General features: G+C 47.4%; 14 protein-coding genes and 1 pseudogene. 3 read left to right on the forward strand and 12 right to left on the reverse strand.

Annotation, left to right across the window (positions count from 1 at the left end):
* Nucleotides 1–75: 75 nt before the first annotated feature.
* From WC1_RS13570 to WC1_RS13540, 7 genes are all read right to left on the reverse strand, one after another.
* On the reverse strand, nucleotides 76–1,056 hold the full coding sequence (locus WC1_RS13570) for a GlxA family transcriptional regulator (protein WP_003029273.1): 981 nt from the start codon (nucleotides 1,054–1,056) through the stop codon (nucleotides 76–78).
* 72 nt (nucleotides 1,057–1,128) lie between these two features.
* A complete protein-coding gene (locus WC1_RS13565; RefSeq protein WP_016150175.1) occupies nucleotides 1,129–1,911 on the reverse strand; it encodes a DUF1120 domain-containing protein in 783 nt (260 codons plus the stop codon).
* A gap of 4 nt (nucleotides 1,912–1,915) precedes the next feature.
* A complete protein-coding gene (locus WC1_RS13560; protein WP_016150176.1) occupies nucleotides 1,916–2,467 on the reverse strand; it encodes a DUF1120 domain-containing protein in 552 nt (183 codons plus the stop codon).
* Nucleotides 2,464–4,797: a fimbrial biogenesis usher protein gene (locus tag WC1_RS13555; RefSeq protein ID WP_231385712.1), complete on the reverse strand. Its 2,334-nt coding sequence runs from the start codon at nucleotides 4,795–4,797 to the stop codon at nucleotides 2,464–2,466. The genes WC1_RS13560 and WC1_RS13555 overlap by 4 nt, the downstream gene beginning before the upstream one ends.
* A gap of 202 nt (nucleotides 4,798–4,999) precedes the next feature.
* Nucleotides 5,000–5,704: a fimbria/pilus chaperone family protein gene (locus WC1_RS13550; protein ID WP_003029264.1), complete on the reverse strand. Its 705-nt coding sequence runs from the start codon at nucleotides 5,702–5,704 to the stop codon at nucleotides 5,000–5,002.
* Nucleotides 5,705–5,803: 99 nt separating this feature from the next.
* A complete protein-coding gene (locus tag WC1_RS13545) occupies nucleotides 5,804–6,508 on the reverse strand; it encodes a DUF1120 domain-containing protein (protein WP_016150178.1) in 705 nt (234 codons plus the stop codon).
* 225 nt (nucleotides 6,509–6,733) lie between these two features.
* On the reverse strand, nucleotides 6,734–7,039 hold the full coding sequence (locus WC1_RS13540) for a helix-turn-helix domain-containing protein (RefSeq protein WP_003836489.1): 306 nt from the start codon (nucleotides 7,037–7,039) through the stop codon (nucleotides 6,734–6,736).
* A 658-nt stretch (nucleotides 7,040–7,697) separates the two neighbouring features.
* Here WC1_RS13540 and WC1_RS25120 point away from each other — a divergent pair.
* From WC1_RS25120 to WC1_RS13530, 3 genes and pseudogenes are all read left to right on the forward strand, one after another.
* A pseudogene (locus WC1_RS25120) lies at nucleotides 7,698–7,871 on the forward strand (DNA methylase); the annotation flags it as partial.
* 134 nt (nucleotides 7,872–8,005) lie between these two features.
* On the forward strand, nucleotides 8,006–8,695 hold the full coding sequence (locus WC1_RS13535; protein ID WP_003836487.1) for a helix-turn-helix transcriptional regulator: 690 nt from the start codon (nucleotides 8,006–8,008) through the stop codon (nucleotides 8,693–8,695).
* Nucleotides 8,696–8,765: 70 nt separating this feature from the next.
* The gene (locus tag WC1_RS13530; protein WP_003029256.1) at nucleotides 8,766–9,512 is read left to right on the forward strand and encodes an SDR family NAD(P)-dependent oxidoreductase; all 747 of its coding nucleotides are present in this window, start codon (nucleotides 8,766–8,768) and stop codon (nucleotides 9,510–9,512) included.
* 420 nt (nucleotides 9,513–9,932) lie between these two features.
* On the opposite strand, the gene trpS is transcribed toward WC1_RS13530, so the two are convergent.
* The 5 genes from trpS to WC1_RS13505 form a co-directional block, all read right to left on the reverse strand.
* Nucleotides 9,933–10,937, reverse strand: a complete 1,005-nt coding sequence (trpS, locus tag WC1_RS13525) for a tryptophan--tRNA ligase (RefSeq protein ID WP_016150180.1) — start codon at nucleotides 10,935–10,937, stop codon at nucleotides 9,933–9,935.
* Between the two features lie 201 nt (nucleotides 10,938–11,138).
* Complete coding sequence (locus WC1_RS13520; RefSeq protein ID WP_016150181.1) at nucleotides 11,139–12,923, reverse strand: diguanylate cyclase; 1,785 nt, start codon at nucleotides 12,921–12,923, stop codon at nucleotides 11,139–11,141.
* A 119-nt stretch (nucleotides 12,924–13,042) separates the two neighbouring features.
* Nucleotides 13,043–14,152, reverse strand: coding sequence for an AI-2E family transporter (locus WC1_RS13515; protein WP_003836479.1), 1,110 nt, complete (start codon nucleotides 14,150–14,152; stop codon nucleotides 13,043–13,045).
* A 165-nt stretch (nucleotides 14,153–14,317) separates the two neighbouring features.
* Nucleotides 14,318–14,800, reverse strand: a complete 483-nt coding sequence (locus WC1_RS13510; RefSeq protein ID WP_003843523.1) for a glutathione peroxidase — start codon at nucleotides 14,798–14,800, stop codon at nucleotides 14,318–14,320.
* Nucleotides 14,801–14,884: 84 nt separating this feature from the next.
* Nucleotides 14,885–16,849, reverse strand: a complete 1,965-nt coding sequence (locus tag WC1_RS13505; protein ID WP_016150182.1) for a putative bifunctional diguanylate cyclase/phosphodiesterase — start codon at nucleotides 16,847–16,849, stop codon at nucleotides 14,885–14,887.
* Nucleotides 16,850–16,857 lie beyond the last annotated feature (8 nt).

Raw genomic sequence — 16,857 nt, forward strand, 5'->3', positions numbered from 1 at the left:
CAACTCCTTATCTGTTGTCTCTGGCATAAATTTAGGCCGATCACTGCTTGGCGTAAACGACAAAAAAGGATCACTTTAGGCCATTTTACGACAATGAAAACGCTGGCGATATTCGCCCGGGGTCAGGTGAAGCTGTTTTTCGAATAGTCGTCGCAGGTTGATGCTGCTGCCGAATCCCGTTTGTTCGGCAATACGCTCCAGCGTCTCGTTGGTCTGCTCCAGACGCTGCCGGGCGGCGGCCAGACGAGCTTCAGCTACATAGCGCGCCGGTGAAGCTCCTGTTTCCCGGGTAAACACGCGGGTGAAGTTACGTGGACTCATGGCGACTTTTTCCGCCAGTTTATCCACGCTGAGGTCGGCGGTGAGGTTCTCAAGCAGCCAGACCAGCAGATCGTTAATCGGGCCCAGAGTACTGGTATGCTGAAGGTTGTAGCGGCTAAACTGCAGCTGGCCCCCAGGACGGCGCAGGTACATGACGAAGTCTTGAGCGACGTCGCGCGCCAGACTGAAACCATAATCCTCTTCAACCAGCGCTAGCGTTAGATCAAAGCCGGAGCTCACGCCACCCGATGTCCAGATGTGTTCGTCCTGAATATAAAGCGGACCGCTTTCGACGCGCACCTGAGGGAATTCTGCCTGCATGGTTTCAAGTAGTTTCCAGTGGGTGGTGGCTCGTCTGCCGTCCAGCAGCCCGGTTTGTGCCAGCAGCATCGCACCGCCGCAAATGGATGCAATGCGGCGGGCATGGGGAGCGGCAAGGCGCAGCCAGTCAACCACAGCAATTCCTTCCTGCGGATTTTGACCTCTGCCGGTGATAATGATGGTATCGAGAGGTTCGCGAGGATCTATCTCATGCAGGCGATGATCTGCCAGTAGGTTCAGGCCGGACTGACCATGGATCACCTGATGTGGTTGCGTTGTGGCTAACTGAACCTGATAACAGGTTTCCGTAGCGCTTTTGGGATGCAGGCGGTTGGCCTGCATCATGATGTCGGCAATACCGGCGGATTCAAACAGCATGCCGCCATCGGGAACAATGATGAGTATCTTCTTCATGTCCTGAAAAGTAGTCTTTTTACAAAATAAGTCAACAGACATGTGTTGCGGGATACTATTCTTGTCCCAATATTACAAATAAATCAGGCTGATTGTGGCCTCGCCCTGTAACTCAGTCTCATCCTGTAAGCTCAGGCCATCGGAGGCAATGGCGGCAGAGATCCTGAGGGGGATTGTCAACTGACGAATTGCCACGGGATTATTTTTCGCATCCACCGGAGTCAGTCTCATGATGCCTGAAATCAGTGTTAGTGCTGTCCCGGCTGATTGCCACATGCTCCGTTCTTGTTCCCCCGTCTGATACCCCCATGACGCGATATCGCCTTCCACGGCGCTCTCCCCGGCTAATGCGGTTATCAGGTAACCACCAATCGGTTTTTGACCTGAGGTAACACCCAGTCCAAAGAGGGTGTCAGATGAATGCCGACCAGATGTCTTATCATCGTGAGAGTCAATTATCAGGTTACGGACCCGGGTTTCCGCTTTTTCATCATTGACCATCCATGCCACCTGTCGCAGGCTCTCGCACTGTATATGCAAGCCGATAACACGTGGCGTCAACAGATAGGGAGGTGAAGAACGGATCGATGAGAGACTCAGCGTACCGTAATCCACAGTGCCGCCATTATCCAGCGATACCCGGCATGCCGCCGGGATCATTTCAGCTGAAAAGCTCACATCCACCGTATTTTCCGCATACGCCTTCGTAATCAACAGGCAAAATATCCCCCCGGCACAACAAAGCCACCGATGTATCCGGCTTTTAATAAGCGAAATCAGGCGCATCTTTCCTGTAACACTTGACTGGTGGTATATAACACGCTGAAAAATTTCCTTGAACCAAAATGAAATCATCGAGTTATTCTCTCTCTGGTACGGTCATACGTAATGACAATGTTGACGCCTGCTGATCTGAAACCTGAAAGCTGCGGGCCTGTACACGGGGAATAACCGTAAGCAGGAAAGTGGCCGACATCCCGTTCACGGGCTGATGATGCTGCTGGAGCTCAACTGTGTCTCCGTTGAGAACAGCAATAGGGGTCTGCGACCGTGATTCAGACGATTTATTAAGCTCGTGGTGAACAACGAACTGGCTGCTCTTATTATCGACAAACGCTTCACTGAACATCACCGTTGCCCGTCCCTCCTCACCGAAACTGAAGTCGAGTCCTCGACGGTCATTGTCATCAAACCGGATATGTATGGGTTGAGGAACATCACACCGCACCTGTACCTGTACCTGACGGGCGGGCAACTGCTGCCATTGTACCTGCCCGCTGGGCTCAGTATCCTGAAACCGGACTTTGCCGTATTCGTGGCGCAACTGGCTGGCAATAATATTGCACTGCGCTTGAACGACCGGACTGACAATAAAATAGATGCCGCAACATAATGATATTAAACGAATCATTCGCATACTCCCGTTAACTCTTCATATAAACCATCCTGAGGTGGTGTTGGGGGCAGGGAATACTGTAGCTGGCACATGGGGCTACCGTTGTCATCCCCCACAAAGAACGACTCACCGGGCTGCAGGTTGCTAAAGAAAACCAGGCCTTTTTCCAGAGAATTCGTCACGTACTGCCCATCGCTGTCTACGATCCCTTTTCCTTTAGACAGAAGCTTTCCGTCAATACGTCTGACTGTCATGAGTACCCTGCGGGTGTCTGATACCCTGAATTGTGTGAATGCGACGGCTCCTCGCGAAACGGTAAGCTCCGCGGCACCATTGGTTAAGTCGACATGTCTGGGCAACGTTTTAACATCAATATTGAGACGAGAGGGCTGCCACGGTGTTAAGCCGGGAACCAGCGCTTTGCCGCGATAATCAGTCCAGACGGGGCCCTGCGGGGTAGATACTTTGATCCCGGAAAGCGGAGAATTTAATGAAAGCGCGCCGTATGATTCCTGAATCGCATAAGGTGAAAAAAGTATCCCTTCCTGATTAAAGGAAATCCCACCGCTTAGCGAACCGCCATACCCCCAATAATTGGCGGTCTGGCTGGCATACCCACTCATCTGGGCATAATGCAAATTCTGCCCAAAACTGCCGCTGATGGTATTTTGTGCATTTTGCCAGTCCCGTCCTGCCGATAGCGAATATGACATATCGTCCCATTGTCCGCTGGTCTGAACATCGTTATAAGTCCGGGAGCCCTGTCGACGAAGGGACAGATTTACGCGATCGTGTCCCAGAGGCAGCCCAAGTCGGATATAAAAGACATCATCGTCACGTTGCGTACTCGTCCGGGAGCCAGAAACACGTTGCCATGTGGCCGAAAGGTTAATCTGACCATGTCCAGCCCAGCGCCAGTTTTTTGACCATGAGGCATACCATGATTTCGGTGTGGCGGCATGGTCACGCGCGGAGGAGGTCGAGTAACTCAGCGAAAACAGACCTAAATGTTCATGAGCCCAGTTACCTCCCACATTGTAGTAACTGTTCGCTGTGGAAGTCGTATGATTTACAGCGTCGCTGAGCTCACGAAATCCCGCAGATGTTGTGGTCCAGGCCGCCTGAATACTGGCGGAAGGGTTAAGCTGGTAGCGGAGACTGAGGCTTTCCTTGCTGCCCGCATGATGCGTGTACTGTTCCTGTGCCATCGTGGTTTGCAGCGACAGTGACCATGCCGGTATCGGAATAAAACTCAGGGATGCCGCCGCGGATTGATACTGTGCTGAGGCCAGAGCGCTACCGCTTAGCGTTGCCTGTCGGGAAATCCGCATCCCCTGACTTCCGGTAATGAGCCAGGGGGCCGATTCATCGCTGGCAACTGTCTCGCGCACTTTACCGAGTGCCACAGACCCATAAAGGGGAGCGTCGGCCGGAGTTTGTAAGGCCGTGACAGGTACTGAAAACGTTGTTAACTGACCATCCTGTTCCGTCACTTTCACATCCAGCGGAAACTGCGTGCTGAGCATGGAAATGTTATCTAATGAAAACGGTCCTTCAGGAACCTGTGTTGCCTCGATTAACTGTCCGTTTTGATAAACCTCAACACGAGCCTGCGCGGAACGCGCTATTCCCTGAACAGAAACGCCGCTACGAGCAGGACGCAGTGCACTATCAGGAAACAGTTGAAGCCCCGTTAATCCAGGAATGGCGAGTAGCGTCTGACGAGCGTATATCTCTCCTGCCTGAAAGGTCTGTTGTAGCGACTGAAACGTCTTCTGGACATAAGTATATAGTCGCTGAGAACGACGTGTTCCGTCACTGTACGATACCGTATGACGACTGCGAAGCAGCCAGTCATTCAGATTCAGTCCTGATTCAAATAGTCCCAGTTGATAAGTTTCGTGCTTTCCGGACTGAACTGTGGTTGACGACTGCAGATTATAATTAAGCAGCCCCGATGTGCCTCCCTGAATAATATCCTTCCGTAATAAGATGCTTTCTGGCGTCAGCGCAGATGTCGGAACTGTAATACTAATCTGATTTTTATACGGGTCTGCCGTTAACTGTGCTGCGGGATAAAGCGTCTGATAATCCAGACATCCTTGATTAAACTCATACGCAAGTCCGAGATTTCGGGATGTTTCAGGGGTTATACAGGGTTCGCCCTGCGCATTAAATCGCGTCATAAGCTGACGTTTATTGCGCCCGTTAATCACCCAACTAACAGGATATTCGCCTGGTGAAAAACGTGCGGCGTGAGAAAAATAATGACTCAGACCAGCATCCAGTCCACGGTTTTTTAATCTTCCGTCATCAAATAGTAAAGGTTCGGCGGATAACATCATACTGTAACTACCAAGTAGACCGAGAAATAAATAATATGCATACCTGTGAACAGGCAATGTTCTGATTAAATTAAAGGGCATTTATTAACCTTATAGCTATCCTTGCAGGAGCTCGGATATAAATCGTTCTGATGCGAAATAGGTTTTTATAATAAATATTCAGCGTTGAAACCTGACATCCGGTCTGGCGCTAAAGTTTCTTTCAATTTAGCGAAGCAATAAACTCCGACACCTGAACACCGTAACGGCTGACTGGAACAAAACGTACTTCGTTATCAGCCGTAAGCGAGGATGCTGATGATAAGGTTATATGCTGGCCCGGCAGTAAATACGTTCTCCCGAGGTCAAATTGTGTCTTCGACGGTAGTGTGACAAACTGCTGGGCCAGGCGGACGACATAGGGGCCTGGATTAGTAACTTTCAGCTGATTGCCTTCTTTATGCCATGTAAGTAACGTCCAGGGATCTTTTCGTTCCGGTAATCCTTCTGGATGAATAAGTACGGGTAAATTCTGACGTATGGTAATACCAATTTTGTTACTACCGGGAATTTTTGGGGGGATACCTTCGAAAATGACACGTTTAAGATGCTCAGTAATTAGCGGCTTTTCCGTTTTAAGAATAAATCGAACTTGCTGAGTCTTACCTCCTTCAACCCGGACTACCGGCTGAGTCGGCAGGAGTTTAATCGTGTCATCCTCACCGTCAACATTAATGACCTGTGTGTAAAGCAGGGAAGGGATATTGTCTGTATTGGTGACATTCATGCTGCCTCCGCTTTCCTTTTCCTGGATCAGTAAAAGGGAACTGTCAGGCTGCATTCCGGTGGCCATACTAACCTGTGGGACGCATATCAGGAAAAGTGAAAGAATGAAAAGAACTTTCCAGAAGAAAAATGGCTGACGCATTGTAGTTATTCCAGTATATTTACCGGGCCATTAGAACATGGCCCGGTAATAAACAGAGTCGATAAAATTGATTTTATCGTATTAATTTACGGGATATTATTAAAGATAAACCAGAGAAATCGTTGCCTCACCGTCGAGATTCGTTTCATCCGTAATCTTAAGGTCTTCCCCTTTGCGAAGAACTCCTTTAATAGATAATGGAACTTTCAATTCAGAGAAAGCTGCCGGGGTTAATGTATCAGGATTTCCTAAGGTGTGTAACCTGGCCGCAACATCCACGCCGTTTACGGTGCTGCCAGAGGCCGTGCGTGACCAGTCGTCGCTGGTAATTTTTTTACTGATAAACACCAGATTGTCAGTGCTACCCGAATAAGTCATATCAGGGAACCAGTTAATAACAGTATATGCCCCCAGTGTTGTTTCACCGTCGTTCGTAAGCCCCAGACCAAATTGATTGCTGCTTGCGGGTATATCGCTGCCATCAACGGTGGCATTTTTAATCACACCATTATAAAGAGAATCTCTACGTTCATCATGAAGGGTATACGCAACAAGTCGTTCGGAATTGCATTTAATACCCATATTAATACGTTTTTCCGGCAGTTGATTGTCTTCAGTTGCAGACAGGTTCGTCATTAACATTGTTCCGTAGTCAACAATACCGGCGTTATCCAGATTGACGGCGCATGCGCCCGGCACTAATTTTCCGGTGACTTTAAGCGTGGCCGTGTCTCCACCTGCCGCAAGGACTGAGCCGGAAATAAAAGTAAGTGATAAAGCAACCAGTAGTTTATTTAATTTCATTTAAGTAATATTCCTAATTATGGATTTAAAAATACAACGCCTGTGCAGCGCCATGTTCACTTTATTCAAGTAAACATGGCGATGCGGAGCATGACTTTCTTCACGTAGCAGGTTTTAGATATTCACACCCGGTAAAAATTAGAGAAATACAAAAGCAATATGTTGTATTTAGTTTCTCTTGAAGAATATTGTCCAGTAAATGCTGTTTTTAAAAAATCAAGCTCGTTAATTAATGGTCTTAGTCATTGAATTGTTTTGGATAATGTTTCTGGCCTTGCTAAATACCTGTGAATCCTCATAGAAAACTTCACTGACAAGATGACTCAGTCTTATGTTAAAAACGTTCAGAATTCGCAGAATAAACTCTAACGTAAAAGCGCACTGCCCCCGTTCAAACCGTGATACATGCTGCTGACATATATTTAACTCAACAGCTAACTCTTCTGCGCTCATATTCATTTTTTGTCGGTTGCTACGAACGAATCGACCGATTCTGGCGTTAACGTTAGATATATTGTATTTCAAGTGCATTAGCGACTCCGTTTACTATTTGTTTATGTTGATTTATTTGTTGACATATATTTCGGCCATAAAAGTATTGCAAACATCCTTTACTCTTAAAACAAGTTAATATCGATCGGTCAGTAAATCATCAATAGAATAAAGCTATCAAAACAGGTTAAACGATTGTTTCAATAAATTAAATGAATTTGAGGTTTCATCATATCTTCATGAAATATAAAGATAATATATGATAACGATCTACTTATCTCACAGTCATGAATACACTAATAGTTTCACGTGCAATCATAAATACTATTATTTGGTTACTCCGTGAAATATATAGTTACACGTTACACCAATAAGGAGTAAATTACAGATGTGTTCTATAAATATCAGCGGGTATCTGGTGCTGAAAATTAGAAATAAAGCCTGTAATGACCATTGTCAGGTCTCAACAATAATATTGATGATTAAAGGGGACTCATAATTGATAGTTCAGAGTAAAAATTGCGGTGATATCTGCCCGTTGCCTGAATTCACTCACACCCACAGCACGATATACTATCCGAAAAGCTTTACGAATGTTTTGTAATGACGCCTTGCGGTTCCATGTCCATATCGCGTGATGCGTAAGGATATCCATTGTTGGCTCCAGTGTACCGCGCCTGCGTGGACACAGGACGGGCTGCTTTTCCGCTTCTTTCCGGATCGTGCCGTTGATTTCATCCCCCACAGATCCCCCGCAGTTGGTCGGAGTCCGTGGCCTTTCCGACACAGTATTGCCGGCGACAAAAGCGATGAATGGCTACAACCCACCTGCAATGAGATGAAATGTGTCCTCAAAACAGACGCACTGATGAACGCATTACGAACTTAGCGCGGTATCAGACCTTGGGGCAGTTCAACTTAGCCATCTACACTTGCTTTGTACTAAGATGCTTATCTAATAGATGCTTTAAGAAATCGTCTCAGGATCATGATGGATTTATCACTATGACTAGAACAGAAAGGCTTCTCGAATTACTACAGATATTAAGGGCACAAAGATATCCGATCACTGCATCCACACTCTCAGAAAGATTAGGGATAAGTGTGCGTTCCCTTTACAGAGATATAAAAACGCTGCAGCATCAAGGGGTATGCATTGAAGGTGGTGCTGGAATTGGTTATATCGTTAAATCTGATTTTCATTTGCCACCCTTAAACCTGTCTCATGAAGAAGTCAATGCTATTACGCTTGGATTGAATTGGGTCTCTCATAATACGGACCATGATTTCAAAATTATCGCTAAGAATGCACTTGCCAAAATACATACCGTCATTTCCGGTGAGTTGAAAAATCTTATTGAAAGTCAATCCTATCTGATTGGTCCTTCAGAAAAAAATGAGATGTTTTTTGAAGATATTCGCAATGCTATTAAAAAGCGAAAGAGAATCAAAATAAAGTATTGTGATAAGAAAGACTCTTACTCTTCTCGAGTCATATGGCCCATTGGGTTGGTATACATGGAGTCATGTTGGCTTTTGGTTGCATGGTGTGAGATGAGAAATGATTTTCGCCACTTTAGGACTGACAAAATTAAGGAAATTGAGCAACTGGATTCCTTTTATAGTGAAAGCAGGGCGGTTTTATTGAAAAAATGGAGAGTAAAAGAAGGGATTAGCGAGGAGAAAGAGTACTGACAAAAACTGTCACAGCTCATTTGTATACTAACCCAGATGAAAGGTTCAATTCTACATCTTTGGGGGGAGTATGAATTTCCAAAATAAAATTGCTGTGATAACAGGAAGCACTACAGGAATAGGTGAGGCCGTCGCAAAGCAATTACACATACATGGTGCTAAGGTCATTATTGTCGCCCGTTCGTCAGAGCAGGCTAAACAAAAAGCGAAACAATTATCTTCACAGGGTCAACAAGCGATGGGGATCGGATGTGATGTATCACAGCCCGAACAAGTACGACAAATGATCGATGAGGTTATCGAACGCTTCGGCAGACTTGATTATGCTGTAAATAATGCAGGCTTAACAGGTGATCATGGTAAAAACATAACAGAGCAAACAGTTGAGAACTGGGATAAGGTTATTGCCACCTCATTGAGCGGAGTTTTTTACTGCCTAAAATATGAAATACCTCAGATGATGAAGTTTGGTGGCTCAATAGTGAATTTATCTGCCGTAAATGGCCTGGTTGGCATTCCTGGATTAGCGCCTTACACCGTGGCTAAGCATGGTATAATTGGTTTAACCCAAACCGCAGCGCTAGAATTTGCATGTCAAGGAATTCGAGTAAATGCAGTCGCTCCTGGTTATGTCCAGACCCCGCGAATGAGTGCACTTCCTGAAAATATCGTACATAGCTTCGCCAATAGCCACCCTATGAAAAGGATGGCAAAAATGCAAGAAATAGCAGACTTCATCTTGTTTTTGCTATCAGACAAATCCGCATTCTGTACCGGAGGAGTTTATCCAATTGATGGTGGATATTTAGCCGAGTAAATTTCTCTAACGTTTTAAACTATAAGCATTACCTAACCAAAGCGGTAGGTTCAATAGGAGCGTTATAATATATTTAATGCTCCTATTATAGGGGTAATGATAACAGCATCTCCAGTTTGAACTAATATGAGAATAAATGATCGACTTTCCATTGGTTTAACTCACATTGAAAAACGGGCATCTTTGTCTGTAGATACAGATGAAATGCTTCCTTTTGCCACTCGTTGAGTAGCATAGTCTCTTCGGCGACAATCCATGCCTTTTCTCAGAGGGGCCATCGCCTGAAATGAGGTTTTGATTTCGAAATAAAACATTAGTGCATTTTGCTGATAAAACGTGGGGAAGATTCTGAAAGCTCCCGGCGAAGGTAACTCGTTGGGAGCTGTCTTTATTTATTGGGCCGACTGTAATAGGTCGAGTTCAGAACACCGGCAAACCCAGCCCTTGCTTCACTTCTCTTAATGTCTGCTGCGTGATCTCGTGCGCCTGTTCACTGCCTTTTTTGAGCATTGCCATCAGCATGCCTTTATCCTGAATGTAGGTTGCCCGCAGCTCGCGCATTGGGGCGATGAGTTCCTGCAAGCACACCTCCAGCTCGTTTTTGCATGTCCGGTCACCCAGTCCACCCCGTTGGTAATGCGCTTTCATTTCCGCCACTTTTGCTTTATCCGGATGAAAAGCGTCGAGGTAAATGAATACCATATTGCCGTCGATTTGCCCCGGGTCGGATACTTTCAGATGATTGGGGTCGGTGTACATTACACTGACCGCGTGATGAATGGTTTCTTCGCTGGCTGACAGGAGCAATGTGTTACCAAGCGATTTTGACATTTTGGCATTCCCGTCGATCCCTGGTAGGCGGCTGGTTTCACTCAGCAGCGCTTTGCAGTGCGATAAGACGGGGGCCGGTAACAGGCTATTCATCTTGTGCACGATTTCATTAGTCTGTTCAATCATTGGCAACTGATCGTCGCCGACGGGAACCACTTCGGCTTTGAAGGCCGTAATATCTGCCGCCTGACTGATGGGATAAACCAGAAAACCAACCGGTAACGAGCGGGCAAACCCTTTCTGCGCAATTTCGTTTTTAACCGTAGGATTACGCTCTACGCGAGCCACGGTGACGATATTCATATAAAGCGCGGTCAGTTCCGCAAGGGCAGGCAGGGCCGATTGCAAACAAATAGTGGTCAGTGAAGGATCTATTCCTGCGGCAAGATAGTCGGCAAGTACCTCGGGAATATTGTTGCGGATCTTTTGCGGTGTGCTGCCGTTATCGGTTAGCCCTTGCAGATCAGCCACCAATATAAACTGCCGATAATCATGTTGCAGCGCGGCGCGCTGGCGCAATGACCCCACATAATGGCCAAGATGCAGCGGTCCGGTGGGACGATCGCCAGTGAGGATGATGGTTTTATTGTTCATGTAAGACTCCTTAGTCATAAAACCGAAAGGGGTCTCTAAATGCAAATAACCGCCTTTCGGCGGTTATCTAAAAATGGGAAAAACACATTCTGACCGCCTTTAAGAAGGCAGCCACCACAAGTTGTAATTAAAAGCGGTGATATCGTGTTTTGTGTTCATTGAATTAACATATCACCGCCTGGCGTTGAGGTAAAGCCATGTTCAACTGGCCTCCAGCATGCCAAAGCTCACGATGCGCGAACGTCCCAGCTCTTTAGCGCGATACAGCGCCACGTCTGCAGCACGCAGCAGGTTGTCGCTCTGGGCGTGCTGCGGATAGCTGGCTACGCCAATAGAGACATCGACGTGACCAATTTCAGAGACGCCAAAGCGCAGCGACAGTTCGCGTACGCCGTTATAAATATCCGTCGCAAGGCGGTTGGCGGCCTGTTCATCCGTATTGGCCAGCAGCACCAGAAACTCCTCACCGCCATAGCGGAAGGCCATGCCGCTGTCGTGAACCACGCGCTGAATGGTGGCGGCGATACTTTTTATCACGCTGTCTCCCGCCTCGTGACCAAAGCGATCATTAATATTTTTAAAATGGTCAATATCGATCATCAGGCAACTGATCGGCTCCTTGTTGCGTACGGCCTGGCTCATCTGAGTGCGTAAGGTATCTTCCAGATGATGACGGTTGCGTAGACCAGTTAGCGGATCGTAGAGCGCTTTCTCCAGCAGGGCGTCACGCAGACGCTGGTTGGCTAATGCGAGGCCGAGTGCTTCTGCCATTAGCTCCAGATACGCACGAGAGGGGGCGGAATCATCGCTAAGGTTCTGGAATGAGAGCAGACCGATGGCTTCTCCCTGGGCAATCAGCGGAACGCACAGGGTATGCTGCTGGCATGAATCCGGCAGATGGTAGCAGGCGATATCGGGTTCACCTTGTACCGGAGGGTGGCTCTGGCCGCGGCGCACAGCCCAGCATTCGTCCGGGTGGAACGCATCCGCTTTACCCTGTGGTGAGAGCCATTGTGCAACGCAGCGCATTTGCCAGGGTTCCCGGTCCAGTATGTAAAGCCGCCCGGCAATACCTGGGGCAATATTCGGTGCAAACAGTTCCGCCACATTGATGACATCGGCAAAATTCTCGCAGCCCTGCAGACGCTGCGTCATACGTGCCAGCAGATCGCGGATTGCCCAGTCGGCATCTCGCTCCTTCTCCAGTCTCTGACGAGCCAGACCGTTCTCGCGGAATATCCGGATCGCCTGTGCCATGTCGCCTATTTCGTCTATCTGGTTAAAGCTGGGCGTCTCAACGGCATAATCCTGCGATGCGAGACGGTTTACGACATCGCTCAAACGCACGACGGGGCGCAGGACACGACGCTTTAAAATGAAACCGAGAACGAATAAAAACAGCAGCGCCGTCAGACCGACCATCACTTCGGAAGCCGTCCGCAGCATGCGGGATGACTGGGTTGCATCTTCAATCATGTTGCGTACGCGGCTATCGAGTAACTGGCGGAAATGATCTATACGGTCCTGGGCTCGCTCCAGTTCCTGTTCATAGGCTTTCCCGTACAGCAGGGTGATGGCCTGCGACTCTTCTCCACGCGCGACGCTGGCAAGCGCCTCGGCCTGCTCATCCTGCAGAGCATCCACAATCTGCAGCCCTTCGTGCAATAGCGCCAGCTCTTCATCCGTTGCACCAAGGTCTTTGAGCTTCGACAGACGATGCTCAACGGCTTTCATCGACGCTTCTTTCTGACGGTAGGCGTTGAGCACCTCAGGATCTTTTGCAATAACATAGTCGCGCGCCAGGTCGGACAGCGACCAGGCGTCAAGCTCCACTTCTTCGGTCAACTGATCGAATTGATAACGCTGCTCTACCACCTGGCGTTCGGTGTTATCGGCGCTGGATGCCATCAGCATGACAATACCGGAGGCGATGGTCAGACATACCGTCGCGCTATAGGCCCAGTTGGTGATTGTGGCAATTCGCACTGATTAGTTCCTTCTGCGACGATTAATGAATACGCATGATTGAAATTATAGAAAACGTATGATTTTGCGTGAAAATAAAAAAGGCGGTCCGAAGACCGCCTTTTGTTATCGTCCGGCCATCACAGATCTGGAGGATTTTTTCCTTCTTCCATAAAGGCTTCGTCAATTCCTTCCACGTTACCTTCATGGTCACGCCCAGAAAACAGGTTCCAGCAGGTAATGAATAGTGCGGCAATCAGTGGGCCAATCACAAAGCCGTTGATACCGTAGATCTCCATTCCACCGAGGGTGCTTATCAGGATCAGGTAATCAGGCATTTTGGTGTCTTTACCTACCAGCAGCGGGCGCAGGATATTGTCCACCAGCCCAACGATGATCACAAAGAAGCCAACGATAAACAGCCCTTGCCATAGCTGATGGGTGGCGAACAGAAATATTGCTGCTGGTACCCAGACGATCGCTGAACCGACGGCGGGCACGAGGGAGAGAAACGCCATCAACGCGCCCCACAGAACGCTACCATCGATATCTACAATCGCAAACGCGATGCCGCCAAGAATACCCTGAACCAAAGCGACGACCGCCGTGCCCTTGACGGTTGCCCGCGTCACGCCGACGAATTTTGCAAACAGGTGCTGTTTGGCAAAATCAGAAAGCGGTAATGAGTCCAGAATCTGGCGCACCAGGTACGGTCCGTCCTTCAGTAAGAAGAACAGTAGATACAGCATGATGCCGAAGCTAATAGCAAAGCCGAATGTTCCTTTACCAATCAGGAACGCGCTGCCGGCGAGGTACTGTCCACCCTGCAGCACGACATCGGACAGTTTTTTCTGGATCTGCGCGACATCATCCAGATTGTGTTCTGCCAGAAAACCTCTGGCCCAGTCAGGAAGATACGAAAGAACAGAAGCGACGACCTCCGGGAACTGCGTGTCATTCTGTTGCAGTTTGGTGTACACCACGTTCAGTTCAATGGCCAGCGATGACAGGATTACCATCAGCGGGATAAAGACAATCAGACAGATAATGACGATGGTAATCAACGATGCCAGTCCGTTGCGTTCGCCAAGAGCGCTGCGCAGTCTGTTTTTTACCGGGTTAAAGATAGTCGTTAATATCGCGGCCCACAAAATGGCGGAAAAGTAGGGGGACAGCACATCGAAGAACGCCCAGGTCACGAGGGCAAGTATGAAAATGAAGAAACCTTTAGTCAGTCCGTTAAATCGCATTAGTGAACCCTGTAATGAAAAGCAGTCCAGACTATAGAACCGTTCAGGGGATTTACCAACTTTAGCTGAAGATTGCCGCTTATTTTGGCTAAAACGGTGACTTACTGAAGATAAAAACCAATGAATATCCACAGTATTAATGTGATATTCGAATGACAGCAACCATTAGATTTTTAGTGCATCAAGGATGACGGTTTCTATTTTTTCTGGAGTGGTGAAGGGGGCAAAACGCTTAAGCGGTTTTCCGTCGCGTCCGACCAGAAATTTAGTGAAGTTCCACTTGATCCTCCCACCCAGTATGCCGGGTAATTCATCTTTCAGGTAACGAAATACCGGGTGTGTAGCGGCACCGTTAACCTCCACTTTCTCAAACATTGGAAAACTCACGCCGTAGTTGACGTAGCAGGTCTGCGCGATTTCGTCCGCCCCACCGGGTTCCTGCTTACCAAACTGGTTGCAGGGGAAACCAAGCACCACCAGGCCCTGTGTGTCGTATTTCTTATACAGTGCTTCAAGGCCCGCATATTGTGGCGTAAAGCCACAATGGCTGGCGGTATTAACCACCAGTACCAGTTTGCCTGCATAGTCGGCCATTGAAATAAGCTGACCATTCAGGCTGGTGGCGGTAAGTTGATGAAAGGTGCTCATTTTTTAAGCCTCAGGTCAGGGTGAGTTTAGCGTCGACATTGCCGCTCAACGCGTTACGGGCAGTTGAAGCCTGATAGAAAATCTTCATGGCATCGTTTTTCTGTTGTTTATTGGCACAACTTGACCATTTCTGATTTCCTCATTGACACAAGGTTGAGGTTTACCAAACAGATATCCTTGGGCGAAATCGCAGCCCAGCGCCTGAAGGCTTTTTAGTTGCTCCTTTGTTTCAACACCTTCAGCAACAGCCTTCATATTGAGGGATTTCGCCATGCCCGTGATCAGTTTGATGATATTAAGCGCATCTTCATGTGCGGATATTGAATGCACAAAAGACTTGTCTATTTTAATTTTATCGAAGGCAAGCTTGCTCAGGCGCGAAAGAGAAGAATATCCGGTACCAAAATCATCGATGGAGATTTTTACGCCCAGGGCTCTGAGCTTATTAAGCGTATTCATCGGCGTCGTACTCTCAGTGAAGAGAGAGGACTCTGTTACTTCCAGTTCAAGACGATCGGCTGGGAGTCCAGTTTCTTTCAGAATAGACAGTACGATACCGACAAAGGCTTTGCTGCTTAGCTGGACAGGGGAGACATTTACTGAAATTTTAGCAGGAACCGCCCAACAAGCAGCTTCCCTGCAGGCAATTTCAAGCACTACTTTCCCCATCTCATTAATCATTCCGGTTTTTTCAGCAACAGGAATAAAGTTATCCGGCGACAGGATGCCCTTTAGAGGATGGAGCCAACGAATTAGGGCTTCATAGCTATAAATTTCCTGGCTGAAGGAGTCAACAATGGGCTGATAATAAACCACGAATTCTTTGTTCACTATTGCCAATGCCATATCATGCTCAAGCGTTCTGCTTTCTTGTAGCTTTTCTAACATTCGTTGTCGGAAGACTTTTATCTTACCTGAGCCTTCACCTTTGGCTTCATAAAGGGCCAGATCGGCAAATTTATAAAGATAGTCGGAACGGCGTTCAGTGTCTGAGATAACAATGCCAACACAGGTGGTTATGTTGATAATCGTGTTATAAATAGTGTAGGGCTGGCTGATAAATTCACATATTTTCTGGGCCCGCGAAACGGCGTGGCTTTCTGTCAGGCCACTTGAGAGAAACGCAAATTCATCTCCACCCAGGCGATACAGCGTATCCGAAGTAAGACTCATTGAAACCAGTCGGTCTGATATCTGGCGTAGCAACATATCACCGGCATCATGACCATACGTATCATTTACCTCTTTGAATCGATCTAAATCAAACAACATCACAGTCACAGAATCGTGATTTTTTTCTGCTATCTCAATTGTTTTATTTAAATCGCTCCAGAATAGTTGACGATTATTCATCTCGGTAAGAGAGTCATGGTAGACGTCATATTCCAGTTTAGCATTCTGGATTTGCAGCTTTTCTTTAGATTTCTGCAGTTCTTCGGCAAGACTCTTGACCTGCAGGTGCGCCCGCAGAATATTTCTGTTTTGATAGAAAATGAGCACTCCCAGAATCGCACTCAGTATTATCAGCAGCACCGAGGTTGCTGAGTAAATATAGTACAGCGTTTGAATTTTTTGGTTGGCGTTATTGATCGAGTTAACATCTTTGTTTAACGCACCAGATGAAAGACGACCCAGTGGCGCATCCAGAGTATGCATTTTTTTCAGATAAGCCTGGAGTGCTGAACGGTTCATTTTCTCTAGATTAACATCCAGAAAACTAAGGGTGTTTTCAAGTTTTACCGCCAGCTCACGGTGGGCTATATTGCTTTCTATGTAGCGCCCCAGGTCACCTTCTTTTATTAAATCACTCTGGCTGAGCATAATGTCGAGGCGCATGCGTACATCATCGAGATTCATCGTATCATCGATAGTGTAAAGACCCAGCAATGACTCGAATCGGTAATATTGTGATACCAGCTGAGCAGCAGACCAGGAATCGGTGTAATGAGTCAGTTTCTGTAACTCTTGTTGCCGTTCATGCACGAGGAAAGAGATATATCCGGTAGATATAAAAAGAAAAAAGATGATGCCAGCCAGTATTCTGTTCATGATGTTCC

The organism is Citrobacter sp. KTE30, assembly GCF_000398825.1.
GTDB lineage: Bacteria > Pseudomonadota > Gammaproteobacteria > Enterobacterales > Enterobacteriaceae > Citrobacter > Citrobacter freundii.

Excerpts from the sequence above, each read along its gene's own strand:
- WC1_RS13570 (WP_003029273.1), bottom strand. The coding sequence starts at position 1,056 with ATGAAGAAGATACTCATCATTGTTCCCGATGGCGGCATGCTGTTTGAA.
- WC1_RS13565 (WP_016150175.1), bottom strand. The coding sequence starts at position 1,911 with ATGATTTCATTTTGGTTCAAGGAAATTTTTCAGCGTGTTATATACCAC.
- WC1_RS13560 (WP_016150176.1), bottom strand. The coding sequence starts at position 2,467 with ATGATTCGTTTAATATCATTATGTTGCGGCATCTATTTTATTGTCAGT.
- WC1_RS13555 (WP_231385712.1), bottom strand. The coding sequence starts at position 4,797 with ATGATGTTATCCGCCGAACCTTTACTATTTGATGACGGAAGATTAAAA.
- WC1_RS13550 (WP_003029264.1), bottom strand. The coding sequence starts at position 5,704 with ATGCGTCAGCCATTTTTCTTCTGGAAAGTTCTTTTCATTCTTTCACTT.
- WC1_RS13545 (WP_016150178.1), bottom strand. The coding sequence starts at position 6,508 with ATGAAATTAAATAAACTACTGGTTGCTTTATCACTTACTTTTATTTCC.
- WC1_RS13540 (WP_003836489.1), bottom strand. The coding sequence starts at position 7,039 with ATGCACTTGAAATACAATATATCTAACGTTAACGCCAGAATCGGTCGA.
- WC1_RS13535 (WP_003836487.1), top strand. The coding sequence starts at position 8,006 with ATGACTAGAACAGAAAGGCTTCTCGAATTACTACAGATATTAAGGGCA.
- WC1_RS13530 (WP_003029256.1), top strand. The coding sequence starts at position 8,766 with ATGAATTTCCAAAATAAAATTGCTGTGATAACAGGAAGCACTACAGGA.
- trpS (WP_016150180.1), bottom strand. The coding sequence starts at position 10,937 with ATGAACAATAAAACCATCATCCTCACTGGCGATCGTCCCACCGGACCG.
- WC1_RS13515 (WP_003836479.1), bottom strand. The coding sequence starts at position 14,152 with ATGCGATTTAACGGACTGACTAAAGGTTTCTTCATTTTCATACTTGCC.
- WC1_RS13510 (WP_003843523.1), bottom strand. The coding sequence starts at position 14,800 with ATGAGCACCTTTCATCAACTTACCGCCACCAGCCTGAATGGTCAGCTT.
- WC1_RS13505 (WP_016150182.1), bottom strand. The coding sequence starts at position 16,849 with ATGAACAGAATACTGGCTGGCATCATCTTTTTTCTTTTTATATCTACC.